Below are 16848 nucleotides of genomic sequence, written 5' to 3' on the forward strand. Positions count from 1 at the left end.
GCGGGGGCGGGGGAGGGGAATGCGCTGCCAGCTCTGGGGGATTGGAGGCTGGCGGCGCTCACCCGCGCCGACCGGGAGATCTAGTCGTCTTCGTCTTCGTCGTCGATGGGCCAGCCGTCCGGGCCGATGTCTCGTGCCTCGCCCCGGTCGTTCACGTACACGCTCATGGCGACACCGCGGGGATCTCGTTGGCGGGGAAGTGTTCGATCTCGCGCCACACGTGGTCACACAGTGGGCAGGTGGGGTCCAGCCATTTCCCGCCGAGTTCGTGGAAGTCTTGGCGTTGCGGGGTGACCTCGTCGCCGCACAGGGCCCGGAACTGCTCGCCCGGTCGGGGCCGGGTGTAGGGGTCGATGTCGAGCGCGTGCCGCCGCCCTTCGGCCTGCTGCCAACGGAGAGTCATTGCTGCTCCCGGTCGCGCTTGTCCTTCTCGGCCAGTCCCACGTAGATGTTCGCGGCCAGCCGCTTCCCGTCCTCGACGTCGACGATCAGCGGTGGCGCGTCGTCGATCGCAACCGCGAAGTACTCCACACCGTTCAGCGTGACGACCCCGGTCTTGATGGGGATACGCCTCCCGGCTGCGGTGCGCCCGTCGACGAGGTTGGCGGTCTGCCACTCCGGTTTTCCCATGCTCGGCCTCCCCGGTAGGCTTCGGTCCTGCATCTTCGAGCGCTGCACGATTAACTATCCGCTGCATGCAGCAACCGTGCAATACTCCGATCGTATGACAGGGCGTAAACGCACCGTGACCGCCTACCATCTGCTGCATGGCTAGCAGCGCTGACACCCCCCGCGCCCGCGCACTCGGCGCCGAACTCCGCCAACTACGCGGCACACTCACCACCCGTGAACTGGGCAAACGCACCGGCCGAAGCAGCTCCCACATCTCCCGCTGGGAAACCGGCCGGCTGATCCCCAGCGAAACCGACGTGGCCACCGTCCTCGCGGTCCTGAACGTCACCGGCCCCGAACGGGACCGGCTGCTCGAACTGGCGCGCGACGCAGCCGACCCCAACTGGATCGCACCCGGTGTTGATCGGCAGTTGGCCGCGTTGGCGGAGTACGAGCGCACCGCCCGCAGCATCACCGAGGTCGAACCACAGTTGATACCAGGACTGTTGCAGACCGGCCCCTACGCCCGGGCGGTGATGGTGGCGTTCGGTGCCACCTCCGGTGAAGCGGATCAGCGCGCTCTCGTCCGGTTGGGGCGGCGGCAGGTGCTCACCGAGTCCCCACCGAAGCGGTTCACCGCGATCATCGGGGAGGCCGCGCTGCGCTACCCACTATGCGGCCGAGAGGTGATGCTGGAGCAGCTACGCGAGCTGGAGAAGCTGTCGGCCCTGTCGAACATCACGATCCAGGTGCTGCCACTAGATCGCCCTACCCCGTCGGCGTTGACCGGCGGGTGGGGGTTGATCGAGTTCGACCGGGCCAAACCGGTCGTGCACCTGGAGCACTTCAGCGCCGCGTCCACGATCACTGACGCAAAGACGGTTGCTCGCTACCAGGCGGCGGCGGATACCCTTCGTGACACGGCGATGAACCCCGCCGAATCCATGGGGCTCATCGCCGATGTCATCACGGAATGGGAGACAACACAGTGAAGATACCGCACTCCACCGACACGTGGCGCAAGTCGAGCTACAGCGGTGGGCAGTCGCAATGCGTTGAGGTGGCCCACGGCCAGTCCATCGGGGTCCGCGACACGAAGGACCGTGAGGGCGGGCACCTCGTTCTACCGTCGGCTGGATGGCGGGCCTTCACCGACCAGGTGAAGCGAGGCTAGCCCGACAACCAACAGCGGCCCCCCGGTGTCACGCACACACCGGGGGGCCGCTCTCGTATGCCAGCAGGGGTCAGCGCTTCTTCGGCAGCTTCCAGGCGATCACGGCCAGCAGGGCGACGATCGCCAGCCCGAGTGTGGCGCCTGAGCCGGAGCCGATGCCGTGGATCACCATCACGACGAAGAACAATATTGCGCCGCCTACGAGCAGCACGAAGAACCCGTTGAGGACGATGCTTGCTAGCGCTCGAAGCTTGTCCTGCCTCGTGACTTCTGGCATGGCCCTCTCCTCGTGTTCGGTTTGGTTGTCGTCTATTACTCGTTGCGGTGTCACTGGTCGTTACCCGGCCGGCCCGACTCTTTGGGCTCATCCTTCGGCCAGCGGACGATGCCGAGGTGCACGCCGATCGTCACGATCACGTCGGCGACGGTGCGGAAGAACCGGCGGATCATGTGCCCTCCGCCTTCGCGTGGTCCTTCACTGCCTGGCGCACGTCGCCATCGTTGAGCGCCACCTGGAGCAGTTCGACAGGCACAGACCCCCGGTAGTCGTAGTACCCGGCCAGGAAAGCGACCTGGCCAATCAGTCGCGCGTACTCTTCCTCCATCATCGGACGGTCACCACCTGTGCGCCCTCGGGCGTGATCTCGGAGTGCATCAGGGTGGGGTTACTGAAGCCGGTGAAGATCACGACGGCGAGACCGGCGAGGATCGGGTAGGCGAAGATGCGGGCGATTCGCCAGCCGCGAGAGTCGACGACGCGGGCGTGGGTGGACTGGCCAGCGGAGGGCCAGAGATAGGCGCGGAGACGCTGGTGGAATCGCACATTAACTGCACGAAAACCAGGTGACTTTAGGCGAATTGAGGTGACATGAGATGACGACGCAACACTCTGACCTGGCAGGTCAGCGACATGACGTGACTTGAGATGACCGACGGAGCGATACCCGGAGGGTTGTTGGTTCGAGTCCAACCGGGGGAGCACTCGCCCCAGGCCATTGGCCTGGGGCTTTTTTCTGCCCAAACACGGACACCCCCAATCCCGCCAGAGATCCGCTGCTTTCGTCACTCCCGCCGTCCGGGAGATCTTTGGTCGTCCTCGTCGGTTTCGTCGTCCACCGGCAGCAAGGTGTCGAGGTCGATCTGTTCACCCTTGGCGTTGGTGTAGGTGTTGCGCAGGCCGTCGTTGTCCACCACGTTCACCTGCCCACCGGCAGGGGTGGGATCTCGTTGGCGGGGAAGTGTTCGATCACCCGCCATTCGTGGTCGCAGTGCCAGCAGGTCGGGGCGTGCCAGTGGCCGCCGAGTTCCTGGAAGTCCAGCCGTGTCGGGGTGACCTCGGCGCCGCACAGTGCGCGGAATCGCTCGCCCGGTCGCGGCCGGTTGGCCGGGTTCATGTCGAGTGCGTGCCGTTTCCGTTCGGCCTGCTGCCAGCGCAGCGTCATCGCCGTCCCCGCTCACGCCCGGCCGCGGTGCGCGCCTCCCCACGGACCTTCGTCCGCCACACCGGTGTACGCATATCCACTCACTGGTCAACTCGTCCTTACCAGTATTACAATGGCAGCAGTGGTACTACTGGTCAAGACGTGTGGAGAATGGGTGCCATGGTGGATCGAACAAGCGGCGTTCCCGCCTTCCGGCAGGTAGCTGCCGACCTCCGAGCGAAGATCACCAGCGAGCAGTACGCGCCCGGCGCGCAACTGCCCAGTGAACGTGAACTGGTGGAGGCCTACGGTGTTTCGAGGCCGACGATTCGCGATGCGGTGAGCGTGCTGCGCGCCGAGGGCATCGTCGTGGCAGAACACGGCAAGGGCGTGTTCGTCCGGCCGCCGGCCGCGATCCACCGGCTGGCCAGGTCGCGGCTCTCCAAAGAAGCGCGTGATCGGAACCAGGGTGCGTTTCTCGCTGACGCCGCCACACGCGGATTCACCCCGTCGACGTCGGTCAAGGTCAGGTTCGAGGAGGCCGACGACCGCACGGCCGAGTATCTCGGTATCGAGCCCGGTGACGAGGTAACCGTGAGAGACCGGGTGATGCGGGCCAACGGACTGGTGGTTCAACTCGCCGTGTCGCGCCTGCCGCGCGAACTGACGCGTGACACCGCCATCGAGCAGGTCGATACCGGAGCCGGTGGGACGTACGCCCGCTTGGAGGACACGGGCCGCACCATCCTTCGCTTCGTGGAGCATGTCGGGGCTCGAATGCCGACTCCGGAGGAGGCCGCTGCACTTCAGCTCCGCTCCGGTGTTCCCGTCGTGGCCGTCACTCGTGTGGCGCACGGGGAGGATCGGGCGTTGGAAGTCAACGACATGGTGTTGCCCGCCGACCGGTACGAGCTGTCATACGAGTGGCTCGCTGACTGATTGCCCGAGCGGCATGCGGCCCCTGGTGCGTCCACCGCCAGGGGCCGCATGACCTTGTAATGGTGCTTGTTCGTCAGGTTCTCGTGGGAGGCGGACGATGCGGAGCCAGAATCCATGACGATCACAGCCGCCACCGCGCGTAAGAACTCGCGCATCATGGCGCTCGGATGCCGGACCTGGCCGGCGAGAACACACGGATCGCCACCGTCGGATCCGGTGGCGGATACGAGTGGGAGCGGTTGCGTGGCGAACGACCCGCTGTCGCTCGTCGCGGTTCGGGTGCTTGCCGCCGAAAACGACTAGGTATCAACTCTTGACCTAGTGGCCTGTGTCCGACGATGATCCCTGTCACGACAGAATGTGCGCGAAACGTACCTAAATCACGCGCAATCAATCACTCTCGGTGTGGAGATGCTCCGAGGAGAGGCGGAATCGTGAGGAACACGAGAAGGATGCTTCGCGCGGGCCGTTTTGGGGCGATCGCGCTCAGCATGGGCCTGGTGGCAAGCGCCTGCGGCTTCGGCGGTGCCAGCGACGAGGCCGGCGGCGGCACCACGCTGGATCTGCTGGTGCCCTCGTACAGCGACGCCACGAAAAGTCTGTGGGACGGGATCATCAAGGACTTCACGGCCGAGAACCCCGATATCGACGTGAAGCTGGACGTGCAGTCATGGGACAATATCAACGACGTCGTTCGGACCAAGGTGCAAGCCGGCGAGGCTCCCGACATCCTCAATATCGACGCGTTCGCCGGCTTCGCCGGTGATGACCTGCTCTACCAGGCATCCGAGGTGCTCTCCGAGCAGACGGCAGCGGACTTCCTCCCGGCGTTCGCCGAGAACGCCTCGATCGACGGCACCCAGTACGGCCTGCCGCTCATCGCGTCGGCTCGTACCTTGTTCGTGAACCGGAGCCTCATGGAGCAGGCCGGCGTCACCAAGATCCCCGAGACGTGGCAGGAACTGCTCGATGCCTCGAAGAAGATCAGCGCGCTCGGTGGTGGCATCAGCGGATACGGTATGCCGCTCGGCAGCGAGGAGGCGCAGGCCGAGACGTCCATCTGGGCGTTCGGCAACGGCGCGAACTGGGGTGACAGCGGCAAGATCACGGTGAACACCCCCGAGGCCGTCGAGGCCGTCGAGTTCATGAAGACGATGATCGACGAGAAGGCCACCCAGCCGAACCCCGGTGCGACCGACCGGACTCCGCTGATCAACGTTTTCGTCCAGGGCAAGATCGGGTTCATCGAGGCGCTACCGCCCACGGTCGCCCAGATCGAGCAGGAGAATCCGGAGCTCGATCTCGAGCTGGCGCCGATTCCCACCGCGGACGGCTCGCCGGTGACCCTCGGCGTGGCCGATCACCTGATGGCGTTCAAGAACGACGGTGACAAGCAGGAGGCGATTACGACCTTCCTGGACTACTTCTACTCGACCGAGGTCTACACGAACTTCGTGAAGACCGAGAACTTCCTGCCGGTGACCACATCCGCGTCCGAGAAGCTAGACAATCCCGATCTGCAAGTGTTCCTCGATGCCCTGCCCGAGGCTCAGTTCTATCCGAGCACGAACCCCGCTTGGTCGGCGACTCAGGGCGCGTTCCAGACACTGGTGGGTCAGATCGGTCAGGGCAAGTCCGCCGATGAGGTGCTGTCCGCCATCCAGGCCAAGGCCGACGCGGCAGCCTGACACTCAACTGCGGAGATCGAAGAACATGCTCAAGCAGGCCGGGAAGAGACGGTCCGTGGTGGCGGCGCTGCCATGGATAACGCCCACGCTTCTGCTGATCGTCACGATCGTGCTCTTCCCGGCCGGTTACATGGTCTGGACCTCGCTGCGGGACCTGTCGGAGTTCGGCACTGATCGCGGTCCCGCGGGACTCGAGAACTACCGGCGATTGCTCGACTTCGAAGCGCTCCCGCAGGTGCTGATCAACACCGTGATCTGGGTGGTCGGCGTGGTTGCCGTCACCGTGCTCGTGTCCCTCGCGCTCGCCCAGTTGTTGAACAAGGCTTTTCCGGGGCGACGGCTGGTCCGGCTTGCGGTGATCGTGCCATGGGCCTCGAGCGTCGTGATGACCTCGATCGTCTTCTACTATGGACTGGATCCGTTCTACGGCGTCATCAACCAGGCGCTCGTCGACATCGGAATTCTCGACCAGCCGTACGGCTTCACGAAGAACCCGGTCTCTGCTTTCGTGGTATCGATGGCAACGGCAGTTTTCGTTTCGCTACCGTTCACCACTTACACACTGCTCGCAGGCCTCCAGGCGATTCCACATGAGATTCTCGAGGCGGCGCAGATCGACGGCGCGAGCCCGACGCGCACCTACTTCAACGTGGTTCTGCCGAATCTGCGTTCCGCGCTCGCGGTCGCGGCGATCATCAACATCATCAACGTGTTCAACTCGCTGCCGATCCTGCGCACCCTCACCGGGAGCCTGCCCGGGTACGACGCGGACACGACCACGACGTTGATCTTCAAGTTCATCCAGGCCGACCGCCAGGTCGACACCGCGAGTGCGTTGAGTGTCGTCAACTTCGCGCTCGTGCTGGTGATCATCCTTGTCTACCTGCGCGCGGTCCGACCAATGAGAGAGGACTGACCGGATGTCCCTCAGTGGGGCCCGAAGGCCACGCTGGCTGTTGTCCGTTGCCGGCCTGGCGGTTGCGTTGTTCTTTCTCGCGCCGTATCTGGTCATGATCATCGGGTCGTTCAAGACCAGATCCGAGATCCTGTCGGTGCCGCCGACGTACCTGCCGACGGAATGGCATCCAGAGAACTACTTCGACATGTGGAGTACGCCGGAGACACCACTGCCGTACAACATGGTCAGTACGATCGTGATCTCCGTATGCGCCACACTGCTCGTTCTCGCGGTGGCCATGCCTGCGGCGTACTACAGCGCGCGACACAGATTTCCCGGCAAGCTCGTGTTCCTGCTGCTGGTCCTGGTCACCCAGATGCTGCAGCCGACCGTGCTGGCCGCTGGTCTGTTCCGGGAGTTCTTCACTCTCGGCATTCACGACACCTGGCTTGCCATGATCCTGGTCAACGCGGCATTCAATCTGTCGTTCGCGGTGTGGATCATGCATTCGTTCTTCGCCGGGGTGCCGAAAGAGATAGAAGAGGCCGCGGCCCTGGACGGCGCCACGCGAATGCAGACATTGCGCACCGTGATACTGCCACTGGTCTGGCCGGGAATCGTCACCGCGATCATCTTCACGTTCGTAGCCTGCTGGAACGAGTTCGCGGCGAGCCTGGTCATTCTGACCACCGCCGAGAACCAGCCGTTGTCGGTCGCGCTGACGAAATTTGTCGGCCAGTACTCCACGTCTTGGCAGTACGTCTTCGGCGTGTCCGTGGTCGGCATCGTTCCCGTCGTGATCCTTTTCGCGTTGATCGAGCGCAGGCTCGTCGCCGGTCTCACTGCCGGCAGCGTGAAGTGATTCCACCCTTGCTATAACACCTTCGGATGCTTGATACTGATTGATGTCCGGCTAAAAGTGTCATCTTCGATCAAGGAAGTGATGTCAATGCCGTCATCCACCAACAGCGGGCCGTCCCGGCGGACCGTCCTGCGGTCAAGCGGTTTGCTGGGGGCAGCCGCTGGGCTTGGCTTCGCCAGCGGGCTACCCGCAGCAGCCGACGAGCTGTCCTCGCCCGAGCCGGCCAGGACCGGCCGCGAGGGCACGATGACGAACGTTCCGTTCGAGGGCTTCGATGAGGTTCGCGTTGGCCTGGTGGGAGTCGGCAACCGCGGTCTGGGGCAGGCCCGTCGATGGGCCGCGGTCTCGACGGTGACGGCGATCGCGGATATCCGCCGAGGCCAAGCCGAACAGGCGGCGGATCGAATCGTGCAGGAGAGTGGCCAGACGCGTCCGGCGATCTATGCCAACGGCGAGGAGGACTATCTCAACCTCCTGAAGCGTGACGATATCGACCTCGTCTACGTGGCGACGCCGTGGGAATGGCACCATCCCATGGCAAAGGCGGCGATGGAGCACGGTAAACACGTTGTCGTCGAACTGCCGATCGCGCCGTACCTGAACGAGATCTGGGACCTGGTGCGGACATCGGAGCGCACTCGCAAGCACTGCATGCTCCTGGAGAACGTTTGCTACTTCCGTCCCGAGCTGCGCGCGCTGATGATGTCCAAACAGGGTCTCTTCGGTGATCTGCTGCACGGCTCCGGCGGTTATGTGCACGATCTCCGCGATCCCTACATGTTCCACGGCGCCTATTACCCCGAGGGCTGGCGCCGCTTGTGGCACACGCGAATGAACGCGAGTCACTATCCGATGCACGGCCTGGGGCCGATCAGCGCGGCGATGGACATCAACCGAGGCGACCGTTTCGACCGGCTGGTGTCGATCGCGTCCCCGGCTATGGGACTGGCGCTCTACCGCGAGGAGAACATGCCGCCCGACCATCCGTCGTGGGGCGAGAAGTACATCTCCGGTGATCGCAACACCTGTTTCATCCAGACAGTCAACGGCCGGTTCATCCGGGTGGAGCACGAGGTCACCACGCCGCACCCCTACACGCGCAGGACCACTTTGGTCGGAACGCGCGGCGTCTGGGACGAGAACCTCGGGATCTACCTGGAGACCCTCGGGCACAACAACCATTCCTGGCGCTCATTCGGCAGTGAGTTCGCCGAGTACGACCACTGGCTGTGGAAGGACATCGGGGACTCAGCGGAGGAGTACGGCGGTCACGGGGGTGGTGACTTCATCTCGATCTTCCGGACGATCCAGCTGATGCGCCTCGGGCTCACGCCGGACATCGATGTGTACGACTCCGCCGCGTGGTGCGCGGTGATCGAGCTCAGCGAGAAATCTCTGACGGCCGGCAGCCGGGCGGTGAAGGTCCCCGACTTCACGCGGGGACACTGGGAGGAGGAGCGACAGGGACTCTCCCGAGACCGTCCGGAGTCAAGTGAGCAGGTGAAGGTGGCCGCCACGGGGCGACGTGGCGCGCGAGCTGGCGGCTGAGGAGCTGACCCAGTAGGGCTCTGGCGGGAGCTCGTCCACGAGCTCCCGCCAGGGTTCCGGTCCTTATCGGCGCCAGATGATCCGATTCTCCGTGTGTATGTGCCGGTCGCACTTTCCCGGGAAAGCGCGCGCTCGCAGAGCTCGCGCCACGCCTGATCTCGCACTTTCCCGGGAAAGTGCGAGAGGGGTGGGCCGGGCCGGGGGTCTGGCTAGCCCGAGATGGTTCGCAGCAGCGCCGAAACCTCCGCGGCCATTGCCTCGCGGCCCGCACCCAGATACTTGCGGGTATCGACCGCACTGGGATTGGCGGCGAGGTATTCGCGGACCGCTGCCGTGAACACCTTGTTGAGATGTGTCGATACGTTGATCTTGGTCATCCCCGCCTTCACCGCCTTCGTCAGAGCCGCGTTGCTGACTCCGGACGAGCCGTGTAGTACGAGAGGCACGGGGACGGCGTCGTGCAGGCGGGCGATGAGGTCGAAGTCGAGTGCCGCGTCACGACTGAGCATGGCGTGCGAGGACCCCACGGCCACCGCGAGGGCGTCGACTCCGGTGTCCGCGACGAACTTCTCGGCCTCGGCGGGATCGGTTCGCACCCCGGGTGCGTGGGCCCCGTCCTTGCCGCCGACTTCGCCCAGTTCGGCTTCGACCCAGACGCCCTTTTCATGGCATGCACGGGTGACCTCGCGGGTCAGCCGGATGTTGTCGTCGTAGTCGAGTTTGGCGCCGTCGAACATGACGGAGGTGAATCCCAGTTCGACCGCCTCGTAGACCAGTTCAGTGGACTCGGCGTGGTCGAGGTGGACTCCGACGGGTACCCGTGCCGCACGAGCCGCGGCGAGTGTCGCGGCCGCGACGGGCTCCAGCGCACCGTGGTACCGGACGCAGTTCTCGCTGATCTGCAGCAGTACTGGAAGACCCACGTTCTCGGCGCCGGAGATGATCGCCTCCGCGCTCTCGAGCTGGATCACGTTGAACGCGCCTACTCCGCGTCCCCGGTCGCGGGCAGAGCCCACGATGTCACCGGTCGCTGTGCGGGTCATGAATCTCCTTGAGCTGAACGAGGTCGATGACCTCTCGGTACGTCTCGTCGTCGATGTCACCGGCGTAGGGCGCCGGTACGGCAGCCGCAGACCAGGCCACGGCAGTCCGCAACGTGCCGGGCCACCTCACCCCCGTCACGAAATCCGCCGCGAGCGCCGCCACGCAGGCGTCGCCCGCACCGGTCGGGTTGCCGGAGATCCGTGCGGGCGGACGGGCCTGCCATGCCTCGTCGAGCGTCACGCCGAGCAGGCCGTCCGGGCCGAGCGAGACCACGACGGCCTCAGCGCCGCCGGCGAGCAGCCGCCGTGCTCCCTCGTGGGGATCGGGAGATCCGGTGGTGGCCCGCAACTCGACACCGTTGGGTTTGGTCAGGGCAGGGCCGGCTCCGACGGCAGCGGACAGAGCGGGTCCGCTGGTGTCCACAATAGAGGGAACGCCGTGATTGCGCGCACGCAGGCACAATTGACCGTAGGCGTCCACGGGCAGCCCTGGTGGGAGGCTGCCAGAACAGACCACCACAGTCGCGGCACGTACCGCGTCGTCGAAGTAGTCGATGAAGTCCTGCCACTCCCTTGTGGACACAACCGGACCGCGCTCATTGAAGGCGGTGGCCTCAGCGGTGTCGGCGGATACGACGGTCACAGTTCGCCGTGATTCGCCGGCGATGGCGGAGAAACTATGCCGGATCCGTGCCTTGTCCAGATCGGCCCGTAGTGCGTCACCGCTGATGCCACCGGCCAATCCCGTGGCGAGTACCGGCAGGCCGAAGTGCTCCAGTACACGCGCGACATTGACCCCTTTGCCGCCCGCCCGCTCATGTGGTCGTTCGACAAGGTGCGAGGAGCCCGGCATCAGCGACGTGACCGGGTAGGTCACGTCGAGTGCGGCGTTGAGCGTGACGGTAAGAATCATCAGCGACTCTCCAGCAGGTCGAAGGCCATCAGCCCGGCGCCCACGCAACCGGCCCGGTCACCCAGCTCGGCTGGCACAACTTCGGGGACCCGCTGGTAGCTCAGCCGGGCCGCGAGCCTCTCACGTAGCGGGTTCAGCAGACGTCGCTGCCCGGCATCCGCCAGGCCTCCGCCCAGCACGATCACCCCGGGGGCCAGCACGCTCGCGCTCCACGCGAGAGCGTGGGCCAGACCGCCGATCGCGTCCGACCAGACCGATTCCGCCACGACGTCACCGCTCAGTGCCAGTGCGGCCACCTCGGCGGCGCCCGCGGGCCTGCGACCGGCCTTCGCGGCGTAACGGCGGGCGATCGCCGCTCCGGAGGACACTGCCTCAAGGCACCCTCGGAGGCCGCAGTAGCACGACTGTTCATAACCGACGTCGACGTGCCCTATCTCGCCGGCCCAGCCGCCCGCGGAGTAGCAGCGGCCGTCGAGAACGATCGCGGCCGCGATTCCGGTGCCGACCGGCAGGAAGAGAAGGCTCTCGTGACCGCGTCCCGCGCCGAGCCGGGCCTCCGCGAGCCCGCCCGCGCGCACGTCATGCCCGAACGCCACGGGTGCCCCGATGCGCTCGGCGAGCAGTTCGCGCATCGGTACATCGCGCCAGCCAAGGTTCTGCGACCACACGCCGAGTCCACGCGCTTCGTCGACGATCCCCGGCACGACGACGCCGACCGCGGCGGCGCCGTGCCGATCCGACAGTTGGTTGGCGAGGGTGGAAACCAGGTCGACGACGGCTCGGGCGTCACTGTCCCGTCCGATGGGGGTGGGTGCCGTGGTCGTGTGCAGGAGCTGGCCGTGGTCGTCGAGAATTCCGGCCTTGACCGTGGTGCCACCTACATCGATGGCACAGACCTGTGTCACGGCTGCGCCGTGGGCAGGACCACCGACCTGGACAGGTGCCGTGGTCGATCGGGATCGAGGCCCCGGCGATGTGCCAGCGCGACCGCGAACCGCTGCGCGATCACCAGTTGCGCCAATGGGTCCAGGTCGCTGGTCACCAGTGACGCCCCGGTCGCGGCGACGTCGTCGGCGAGTCCTTCGATGGGCTCGCCGAAGTTCCAGACGAGCCGTCCGGGTTCCGCGATCGCGATCGGGCCGTGGCGGTAGTCCATGGCCGGGTAGGCCTCCGCCCAGAACTGTGCCGCCTCTCTTGTCTTCAGGGCGGCCTCGTGAGCCAGCCCGACCGTCCATCCACGACCGAGAAAGGTGACCTGCGGTGCGTCGAGATGGCTCGCCACCGGGAGCTGCAGTGCCTTCTCGGCGTCCACCGCCGCGGTGTCCATGTCATGGCCGAGGCTGGCGCGCAGCAGTGCGAGGGTGGTCGTGGCGAAGCGGGTCTGCACGACCGACCGTTCGTCAGCGAAACGGAGCGGAATCAGGTGTGTGGCGACATCGCGAATCGGCGCGTCGGCGACCGCCGTCAGCGCGACACTCGGTGTGCTTTCCCGCCGGAGCAGTTGAAGCACCTCGGTCGTCGTGCCGGACCTGGTGATCGCCACGATCCGGTCGTAGCGGCGGCCGGTCGGCATCTCCGACGCCGCGAAGGCGTCCGTCTCGCCGATTCCGGCTTCTTCGCGTAGTGCCGCGTACGCCATCGCCATGAACCAGGACGTACCGCAGCCGACGACCGCGACCCTCTCGCCCGCCTGGGGAAGCGCGTCGGAGACCCCGCGCGCCAGACCGGCGGCGCGCCGCCAGAGGTCCGGCTGACTCACGATCTCGGCGCTGACATGGTCACTCACTGGGCGAGACCCCTTCGGTTGGCAGACAGCGATGCACACAACGACCATACCTGGAGTAAACTGATCGAACAACACCACAAACAATCATCTTTGCGCAGTTCGACGTTCGTTGTGTGCATCGCTGTCCGGTTGATTACGGTCAGGAGCAGGTGAACGAGGCCCCGGCCCAGTCGCCGTGGTCCCCGGCGTTGCCGCCTGCTGGATCCACCACCAACTCGACGTACTGTGCCCCGTTCAGGTCGATGTCCACATGCTCGGTGGCGAACGTCCCGGTCATCGTCGACGAACGGAACTTCTCCTCCCCGTCGACGAGCACGGTGAAGATGATCGAACCGTAGTCGGGGATCTCGTCATCGACACCCACGTCCGACACGAACCGGTCGCACTGACCGCCGACGTAATAGCTGATACGGGAGGTCGCGTGTACGCCGAGTCCCTTGGCGTAAGTCTGACCGTCCAATGTGATCGGACGTCCGTCGCCGGCGGCGCTCTCACCGTTGCTGGTGTCCTTCTCCACCGGTCCCCAGCCGTTGGTCGCCTCCACCCATGGAACGTCCGAGGCCCAGACCTGTCCGGTCGGTGGCGTTGGCAGTTCGCGGGTGACCAGTTTCAGATCGAACACGTGTAGCGCCTGGGTGTTCGACAGGGTCACCGCGTAGATCTCCTTGCCCGGCGTCGTGCGCACCTGGTTGGTGAACACGCGGTACTTCGTGCCGTGGTTGGCCGGGCCGTCCTGGGTGTTGCGGTAGTCCGTCGTGACGGCGATCTTGGAGCCACCGGCGCTCGGGTCGAGACAGCACCAGTTCGGCAGCCGGAGATCTCGCTTCTCGGTGCTGCCGTCGGCGTAGCGAATGGTGACGGTCCCGGTCTGCTGGCCCGCTTCGGCCCCCAGGAACGCGATATGTGTTCCCGTTCCGGACAGCTTCACCGTCTGTCCACTGAAGATGGTGTTGTTCGGCGTGCCCGGGGCCGCCGACGGCCAGGTGAAGTCGACGCCGTCAGCGGTGATCGTGCTGCCCGGTGTCACACCGGCCGCGGCCAGCGCCTGCGCCGAGTATGACGCACCGCCCAGGTCGAAGTTGCCGCTCGCGGTGTCGCCGTCGTCGGTGACTCCCACGTTGTTGTACGACGCGGCCAGTGACGAGTACACGACTTCGGTGGTTGCCGCCGTCGACACGGCCTGCTCCCGCCCGTGGGAGAGGTAGCGCGCCTTGGCGCGCAGTGTTGTCCGTCCAGGTTCCGCTGTCGGACCGACCTGGGCACGGATCGTCGCGGTGGCGCTCTCGCCGGCGCCGAGGTGCTCGATCGCGCTGCCTTCGGTCGCGCCGGCCGTCCACCCGGTGGGCAGGGTCGCGGAGATCTCGACGTCGCGAACCGGTCCACCGGTGTTGTTGGTGAACGTGACCCGCAGTTCGGCCTCGTCTTCCTGCGCGACCAGCTCCGGTACCTGCGTGCTGAGTGTGGCCAGACCGTCCTCCACGCGCGGTCCGCCGACCGACGAAGTCCCTTCGAGGTTCACCGTGCGGGTTTCGCCAGATGGAACGGAACCGGCCTTGACGTGCACCACGCCGCCGCGCTCGGACGGGTCGTAGTACCACCCGGTCACGGCCGACTCGAAGGCGTCAGCACCGGAGACCTTGATGAGCGGCGCCTGTCCGCCGATGCGAACCCGCGCGGGTTCCGAGCCGGTATGCACACTCAGCTCATAGGGCCGAGCCGCGGCCTTGCCTTCGTAGTCGCCCTCGCTCGCGCCGATCGTGACCGCGACCGTACCGCGGCCCTGGCTCGGCGACCGGACGCTGAAGACCTGTTCGGCCACCGCGCCCGTCGTGTGCTCTCGAGTCACCTGGTCGTCCTCGTGGAGAGTGAAGGACTCGTCGTCGCTGGGGTAGACGTCCAAAGTGATCGGTGCGTCCGCGGGAACCTCCGCGGCGTTGCGGTAGCCGTCGGGTCCCATCGGGAGCACCGCGCCGGCCCGGACGAACAACGGCAACGTCGCCAGCGGGGCGCTGTACCCGTCTAGCACCCGGCCGCCCTCGTACACCGTGCCGTCCCAGTAGTCGATCCAGCGTCCTTCGGGCAGGTAGATGCCGTCGCGTACGCCCGAGTCCTCGAACACGGGCGCGACAAGCAGGTCCTCGCCGAGCAGGTACTGGTGCGTGGCTTCCGCGCCGTACGCCTTCGGGTCTTCGGGGTACTCGATCGGCATCGAACGAGCGACCGGCGTCCCTGTGCGATGTGCCCGCGCCGCCAATGTGTAGATGTAGGGCATGAGGCGGTTGCGCAACTGGAGGTAGCTGCGGTTGATCTCCGTGGCCTCCTCGCCGTACAGCCAGGGGCGCTTGTCTACCGATGCCCATCCGCTCATCGAGTAGAGCGCCGGTGACAACGCCTTCCACTGCAGGTCCCGCACATAGCTCTCCGGGGAACCGCCGAAGATGCCGTCCACGTCCCCGGTGGTGAATGCCATGCCGGAGTTGCCCGAACCATGGATCGCGGGCACCTGCCAGCGGATGGCATCGAGATTCCCGGAGTGATCGCCGGTCCACGGCACGGCGCAGCGCTGCGCGCCCGCCCACGCCTCGACCATGAGTACGTAGCCACGCGCGTCGCTGTTGTCCTCGATTCCCGCATGGGCGTCCTCGCAGGCGGACAACGCCATCCGGTAGCCCTGTCCGACCCAGGCGACGTCGAGTTTGCGTAGCCGTACGCCCGCCTGCCCGACCTCGTACTCCTGTTCGGTAAGGGAGCGCTCGGTCCACAAGCCCATTTCGATGCCGCGTTCGCGCATGGCATCGCCGGTTTCCTCGAGTTCGACGTACTCGCAGCCGTAACCGTCGTTGACGAGCATCCAGCCACCGGGCATGTCGTGGTCGACGAAGTCCTGCGCTACCGAGACGGCATCAGGTGTTCGCAGCTTGCCCGGCGTTCGATCGCCGCGGTACGCCGGATTCGACCGGTTGTAGCAGTCCGCGTCGCCGTACTCGAGGCCGTAGACCGGCGGCATCATGGGGCGACCGGTCAGTTCCGTGTACTCGTCGAGGGCGTGCTTGTAGTCACCCGGTTTCCCGACCAGGAAGTAGGCGTCGAACCGCTGTTCGGCGTGGGTGGTGGCGACCGGTTCGGTGAACGCGTACCGGCCCGGGGCGAAGGTGTTGCGCAGCACGCCGTACCCATTGCTGCTCATGTAGTAGGGGACGGCGTTCGGGTTGCCGCCGTCATCCCAGTCGAAGTCGCGGTCGATCTCGATGGTGTGCCCACGATGGCTGAACCGGCCGTTCTGCATGCCGCCGCCGAGGAACTGTTCCCGCGCTGCGCGGTCCAGATGCTGAGTGGCACCGGCGTCGTCGAAGGACACCGGCGCCGTCTCCTGCCACACGACGCTGCCGTCGCTGCGATGCAGGGCCATTCGTGCCGTGGCCTTGTCGATCCGCAGCCGGACTTCGTCGCTGGAGACGGTGACGACCCCGTCGGCGTCGGTGACCGCGAGATCCGCGCCGGGCCATCCCTCACGGACGATGATGTCGGCGTCCGGCGCGGCGGGGTCCGCGGGGGCGTCGTTGGCGGGATCGGTGAACTGCCCTGTCGGATCGGCTTCCACGCGGAGAACGTCGTCCTCCAGGAAGGTGACGCGAGCGGCGCCCTCTTCCCCGGTGAGTACGACCTTCGCGCCGTCCTGTTCGACACCGGTGATCGGTCCGATTCCCGTTCCGGCCGCGGACGCACTCGCGGACTCCGGGATCGGCGCGGCGGTTGCCAGGCCGGACGGCACGAGGAGTGCTGCCACTGCGAGCACTCCAGTGGCACAACGTCGTCCCGTTGACTTTCTCCAGCTCGGTCCGGACATCAGCACTCCTACGTCTCAAGGGTGGAGGCAATGCTGATGCACGCTCGAGTAAACGTCAATAGTTGATTGAAACTGCCGCTGTTCACGCACAATCAATCAACCGTTCGTCCCAGCGCG

21 protein-coding genes are annotated in these 16848 nt (G+C 65.9%); 8 read left to right on the top strand and 13 right to left on the bottom strand.

Going from position 1 to position 16848, the window contains the following annotated elements; genetic code table 11:
- Positions 1–163: 163 nt before the first annotated feature.
- Entirely contained in the window at positions 164–403 is a 240-nt protein-coding gene (locus D0C15_RS02625; RefSeq protein WP_116040711.1) for an HC3 family zinc finger protein, read from the bottom strand.
- A complete protein-coding gene (locus D0C15_RS02630; protein ID WP_116040712.1) occupies positions 400–630 on the bottom strand; it encodes a hypothetical protein in 231 nt (76 codons plus the stop codon). Before D0C15_RS02630 ends, D0C15_RS02625 begins: the two co-directional genes overlap by 4 nt.
- A gap of 137 nt (positions 631–767) precedes the next feature.
- Between D0C15_RS02630 and D0C15_RS02635 the strand changes: the two genes are divergently transcribed.
- Positions 768–1604, top strand: a complete 837-nt coding sequence (locus D0C15_RS02635; protein ID WP_116040713.1) for a helix-turn-helix domain-containing protein — start codon at positions 768–770, stop codon at positions 1602–1604.
- Positions 1586–1786 carry a DUF397 domain-containing protein gene (locus tag D0C15_RS02640; protein WP_116040714.1) on the top strand — a complete coding sequence of 67 codons (201 nt, stop codon included), beginning with the start codon at positions 1586–1588 and terminating at the stop codon, positions 1784–1786. The genes D0C15_RS02635 and D0C15_RS02640 overlap by 19 nt, the downstream gene beginning before the upstream one ends.
- 70 nt (positions 1787–1856) lie before the next feature.
- On the opposite strand, the gene D0C15_RS02645 is transcribed toward D0C15_RS02640, so the two are convergent.
- From D0C15_RS02645 to D0C15_RS02655, 6 genes are all read right to left on the bottom strand, one after another.
- On the bottom strand, positions 1857–2063 hold the full coding sequence (locus D0C15_RS02645; RefSeq protein WP_116040715.1) for a hypothetical protein: 207 nt from the start codon (positions 2061–2063) through the stop codon (positions 1857–1859).
- Positions 2064–2113: 50 nt separating this feature from the next.
- Positions 2114–2236: a hypothetical protein gene (locus tag D0C15_RS35395; RefSeq protein ID WP_281270649.1), complete on the bottom strand. Its 123-nt coding sequence runs from the start codon at positions 2234–2236 to the stop codon at positions 2114–2116.
- On the bottom strand, positions 2233–2394 hold the full coding sequence (locus D0C15_RS33915) for a hypothetical protein (RefSeq protein ID WP_162829873.1): 162 nt from the start codon (positions 2392–2394) through the stop codon (positions 2233–2235). The genes D0C15_RS35395 and D0C15_RS33915 overlap by 4 nt, the downstream gene beginning before the upstream one ends.
- Positions 2391–2609 (bottom strand): hypothetical protein, encoded by a 219-nt coding sequence (locus tag D0C15_RS02650; RefSeq protein WP_116040716.1) that lies wholly within the window; start codon positions 2607–2609, stop codon positions 2391–2393. The genes D0C15_RS33915 and D0C15_RS02650 overlap by 4 nt, the downstream gene beginning before the upstream one ends.
- A gap of 239 nt (positions 2610–2848) precedes the next feature.
- The gene (locus D0C15_RS33920; protein WP_162829874.1) at positions 2849–2986 is read right to left on the bottom strand and encodes a hypothetical protein; all 138 of its coding nucleotides are present in this window, start codon (positions 2984–2986) and stop codon (positions 2849–2851) included.
- Positions 2983–3228 (bottom strand): HC3 family zinc finger protein, encoded by a 246-nt coding sequence (locus D0C15_RS02655; RefSeq protein WP_116040717.1) that lies wholly within the window; start codon positions 3226–3228, stop codon positions 2983–2985. The genes D0C15_RS33920 and D0C15_RS02655 overlap by 4 nt, the downstream gene beginning before the upstream one ends.
- Before the next feature lie 159 nt (positions 3229–3387).
- On the opposite strand from D0C15_RS02655, the gene D0C15_RS02660 reads away from it, so the two are divergent.
- The 6 genes from D0C15_RS02660 (at position 3388) to D0C15_RS02685 (ending at position 9142) form a co-directional block, all read left to right on the top strand.
- Entirely contained in the window at positions 3388–4146 is a 759-nt protein-coding gene (locus tag D0C15_RS02660; protein ID WP_116040718.1) for a GntR family transcriptional regulator, read from the top strand.
- Positions 4147–4260: 114 nt separating this feature from the next.
- Entirely contained in the window at positions 4261–4449 is a 189-nt protein-coding gene (locus D0C15_RS02665; RefSeq protein ID WP_116040719.1) for a hypothetical protein, read from the top strand.
- Between the two features lie 131 nt (positions 4450–4580).
- Positions 4581–5834: an extracellular solute-binding protein gene (locus tag D0C15_RS02670; RefSeq protein WP_245975524.1), complete on the top strand. Its 1254-nt coding sequence runs from the start codon at positions 4581–4583 to the stop codon at positions 5832–5834.
- A gap of 25 nt (positions 5835–5859) precedes the next feature.
- Positions 5860–6750, top strand: a complete 891-nt coding sequence (locus D0C15_RS02675; RefSeq protein WP_116040721.1) for a carbohydrate ABC transporter permease — start codon at positions 5860–5862, stop codon at positions 6748–6750.
- A 4-nt stretch (positions 6751–6754) separates the two neighbouring features.
- Complete coding sequence (locus tag D0C15_RS02680) at positions 6755–7594, top strand: carbohydrate ABC transporter permease (protein WP_116040722.1); 840 nt, start codon at positions 6755–6757, stop codon at positions 7592–7594.
- 87 nt (positions 7595–7681) lie between these two features.
- A complete protein-coding gene (locus D0C15_RS02685; RefSeq protein WP_116040723.1) occupies positions 7682–9142 on the top strand; it encodes a Gfo/Idh/MocA family protein in 1461 nt (486 codons plus the stop codon).
- Positions 9143–9351: 209 nt separating this feature from the next.
- Here the strand turns inward: D0C15_RS02685 and D0C15_RS02690 are convergent, their stop codons facing one another.
- The 5 genes from D0C15_RS02690 to D0C15_RS02710 form a co-directional block, all read right to left on the bottom strand.
- Positions 9352–10185: a class II fructose-bisphosphate aldolase gene (locus D0C15_RS02690; protein ID WP_116040724.1), complete on the bottom strand. Its 834-nt coding sequence runs from the start codon at positions 10183–10185 to the stop codon at positions 9352–9354.
- Entirely contained in the window at positions 10163–11098 is a 936-nt protein-coding gene (locus tag D0C15_RS02695; protein ID WP_116040725.1) for a 1-phosphofructokinase family hexose kinase, read from the bottom strand. The genes D0C15_RS02690 and D0C15_RS02695 overlap by 23 nt, the downstream gene beginning before the upstream one ends.
- Positions 11098–12003 carry an ROK family protein gene (locus D0C15_RS02700; RefSeq protein ID WP_116040726.1) on the bottom strand — a complete coding sequence of 302 codons (906 nt, stop codon included), beginning with the start codon at positions 12001–12003 and terminating at the stop codon, positions 11098–11100. The genes D0C15_RS02695 and D0C15_RS02700 overlap by 1 nt, the downstream gene beginning before the upstream one ends.
- Positions 12000–12884, bottom strand: coding sequence for an SIS domain-containing protein (locus tag D0C15_RS02705; RefSeq protein ID WP_245975525.1), 885 nt, complete (start codon positions 12882–12884; stop codon positions 12000–12002). Before D0C15_RS02705 ends, D0C15_RS02700 begins: the two co-directional genes overlap by 4 nt.
- A 139-nt stretch (positions 12885–13023) precedes the next feature.
- Positions 13024–16671, bottom strand: a complete 3648-nt coding sequence (locus tag D0C15_RS02710) for an NPCBM/NEW2 domain-containing protein (protein WP_162829875.1) — start codon at positions 16669–16671, stop codon at positions 13024–13026.
- Between the last annotated feature and the right edge of the window lie 177 nt (positions 16672–16848).

Source organism: Amycolatopsis palatopharyngis (assembly GCF_003385185.1).
Taxonomy (GTDB): Bacteria; Actinomycetota; Actinomycetes; order Mycobacteriales; family Pseudonocardiaceae; genus Amycolatopsis; species Amycolatopsis palatopharyngis.

What these genes read in the sequence shown, in the direction of transcription:
- D0C15_RS02635 (WP_116040713.1), top strand. Translation starts at nt 768, where the DNA reads ATGGCTAGCAGCGCTGACACCCCCCGCGCCCGCGCACTCGGCGCCGAA.
- D0C15_RS02625 (WP_116040711.1), bottom strand. Translation starts at nt 403, where the DNA reads ATGACTCTCCGTTGGCAGCAGGCCGAAGGGCGGCGGCACGCGCTCGAC.
- D0C15_RS02675 (WP_116040721.1), top strand. Translation starts at nt 5,860, where the DNA reads ATGCTCAAGCAGGCCGGGAAGAGACGGTCCGTGGTGGCGGCGCTGCCA.
- D0C15_RS33915 (WP_162829873.1), bottom strand. Translation starts at nt 2,394, where the DNA reads ATGATGGAGGAAGAGTACGCGCGACTGATTGGCCAGGTCGCTTTCCTG.
- D0C15_RS02640 (WP_116040714.1), top strand. Translation starts at nt 1,586, where the DNA reads ATGGGAGACAACACAGTGAAGATACCGCACTCCACCGACACGTGGCGC.
- D0C15_RS02665 (WP_116040719.1), top strand. Translation starts at nt 4,261, where the DNA reads ATGACGATCACAGCCGCCACCGCGCGTAAGAACTCGCGCATCATGGCG.
- D0C15_RS02685 (WP_116040723.1), top strand. Translation starts at nt 7,682, where the DNA reads ATGCCGTCATCCACCAACAGCGGGCCGTCCCGGCGGACCGTCCTGCGG.
- D0C15_RS02660 (WP_116040718.1), top strand. Translation starts at nt 3,388, where the DNA reads ATGGTGGATCGAACAAGCGGCGTTCCCGCCTTCCGGCAGGTAGCTGCC.
- D0C15_RS02630 (WP_116040712.1), bottom strand. Translation starts at nt 630, where the DNA reads ATGGGAAAACCGGAGTGGCAGACCGCCAACCTCGTCGACGGGCGCACC.
- D0C15_RS02645 (WP_116040715.1), bottom strand. Translation starts at nt 2,063, where the DNA reads ATGCCAGAAGTCACGAGGCAGGACAAGCTTCGAGCGCTAGCAAGCATC.
- D0C15_RS02695 (WP_116040725.1), bottom strand. Translation starts at nt 11,098, where the DNA reads ATGATTCTTACCGTCACGCTCAACGCCGCACTCGACGTGACCTACCCG.
- D0C15_RS35395 (WP_281270649.1), bottom strand. Translation starts at nt 2,236, where the DNA reads ATGATCCGCCGGTTCTTCCGCACCGTCGCCGACGTGATCGTGACGATC.
- D0C15_RS02680 (WP_116040722.1), top strand. Translation starts at nt 6,755, where the DNA reads ATGTCCCTCAGTGGGGCCCGAAGGCCACGCTGGCTGTTGTCCGTTGCC.
- D0C15_RS02690 (WP_116040724.1), bottom strand. Translation starts at nt 10,185, where the DNA reads ATGACCCGCACAGCGACCGGTGACATCGTGGGCTCTGCCCGCGACCGG.
- D0C15_RS02655 (WP_116040717.1), bottom strand. Translation starts at nt 3,228, where the DNA reads ATGACGCTGCGCTGGCAGCAGGCCGAACGGAAACGGCACGCACTCGAC.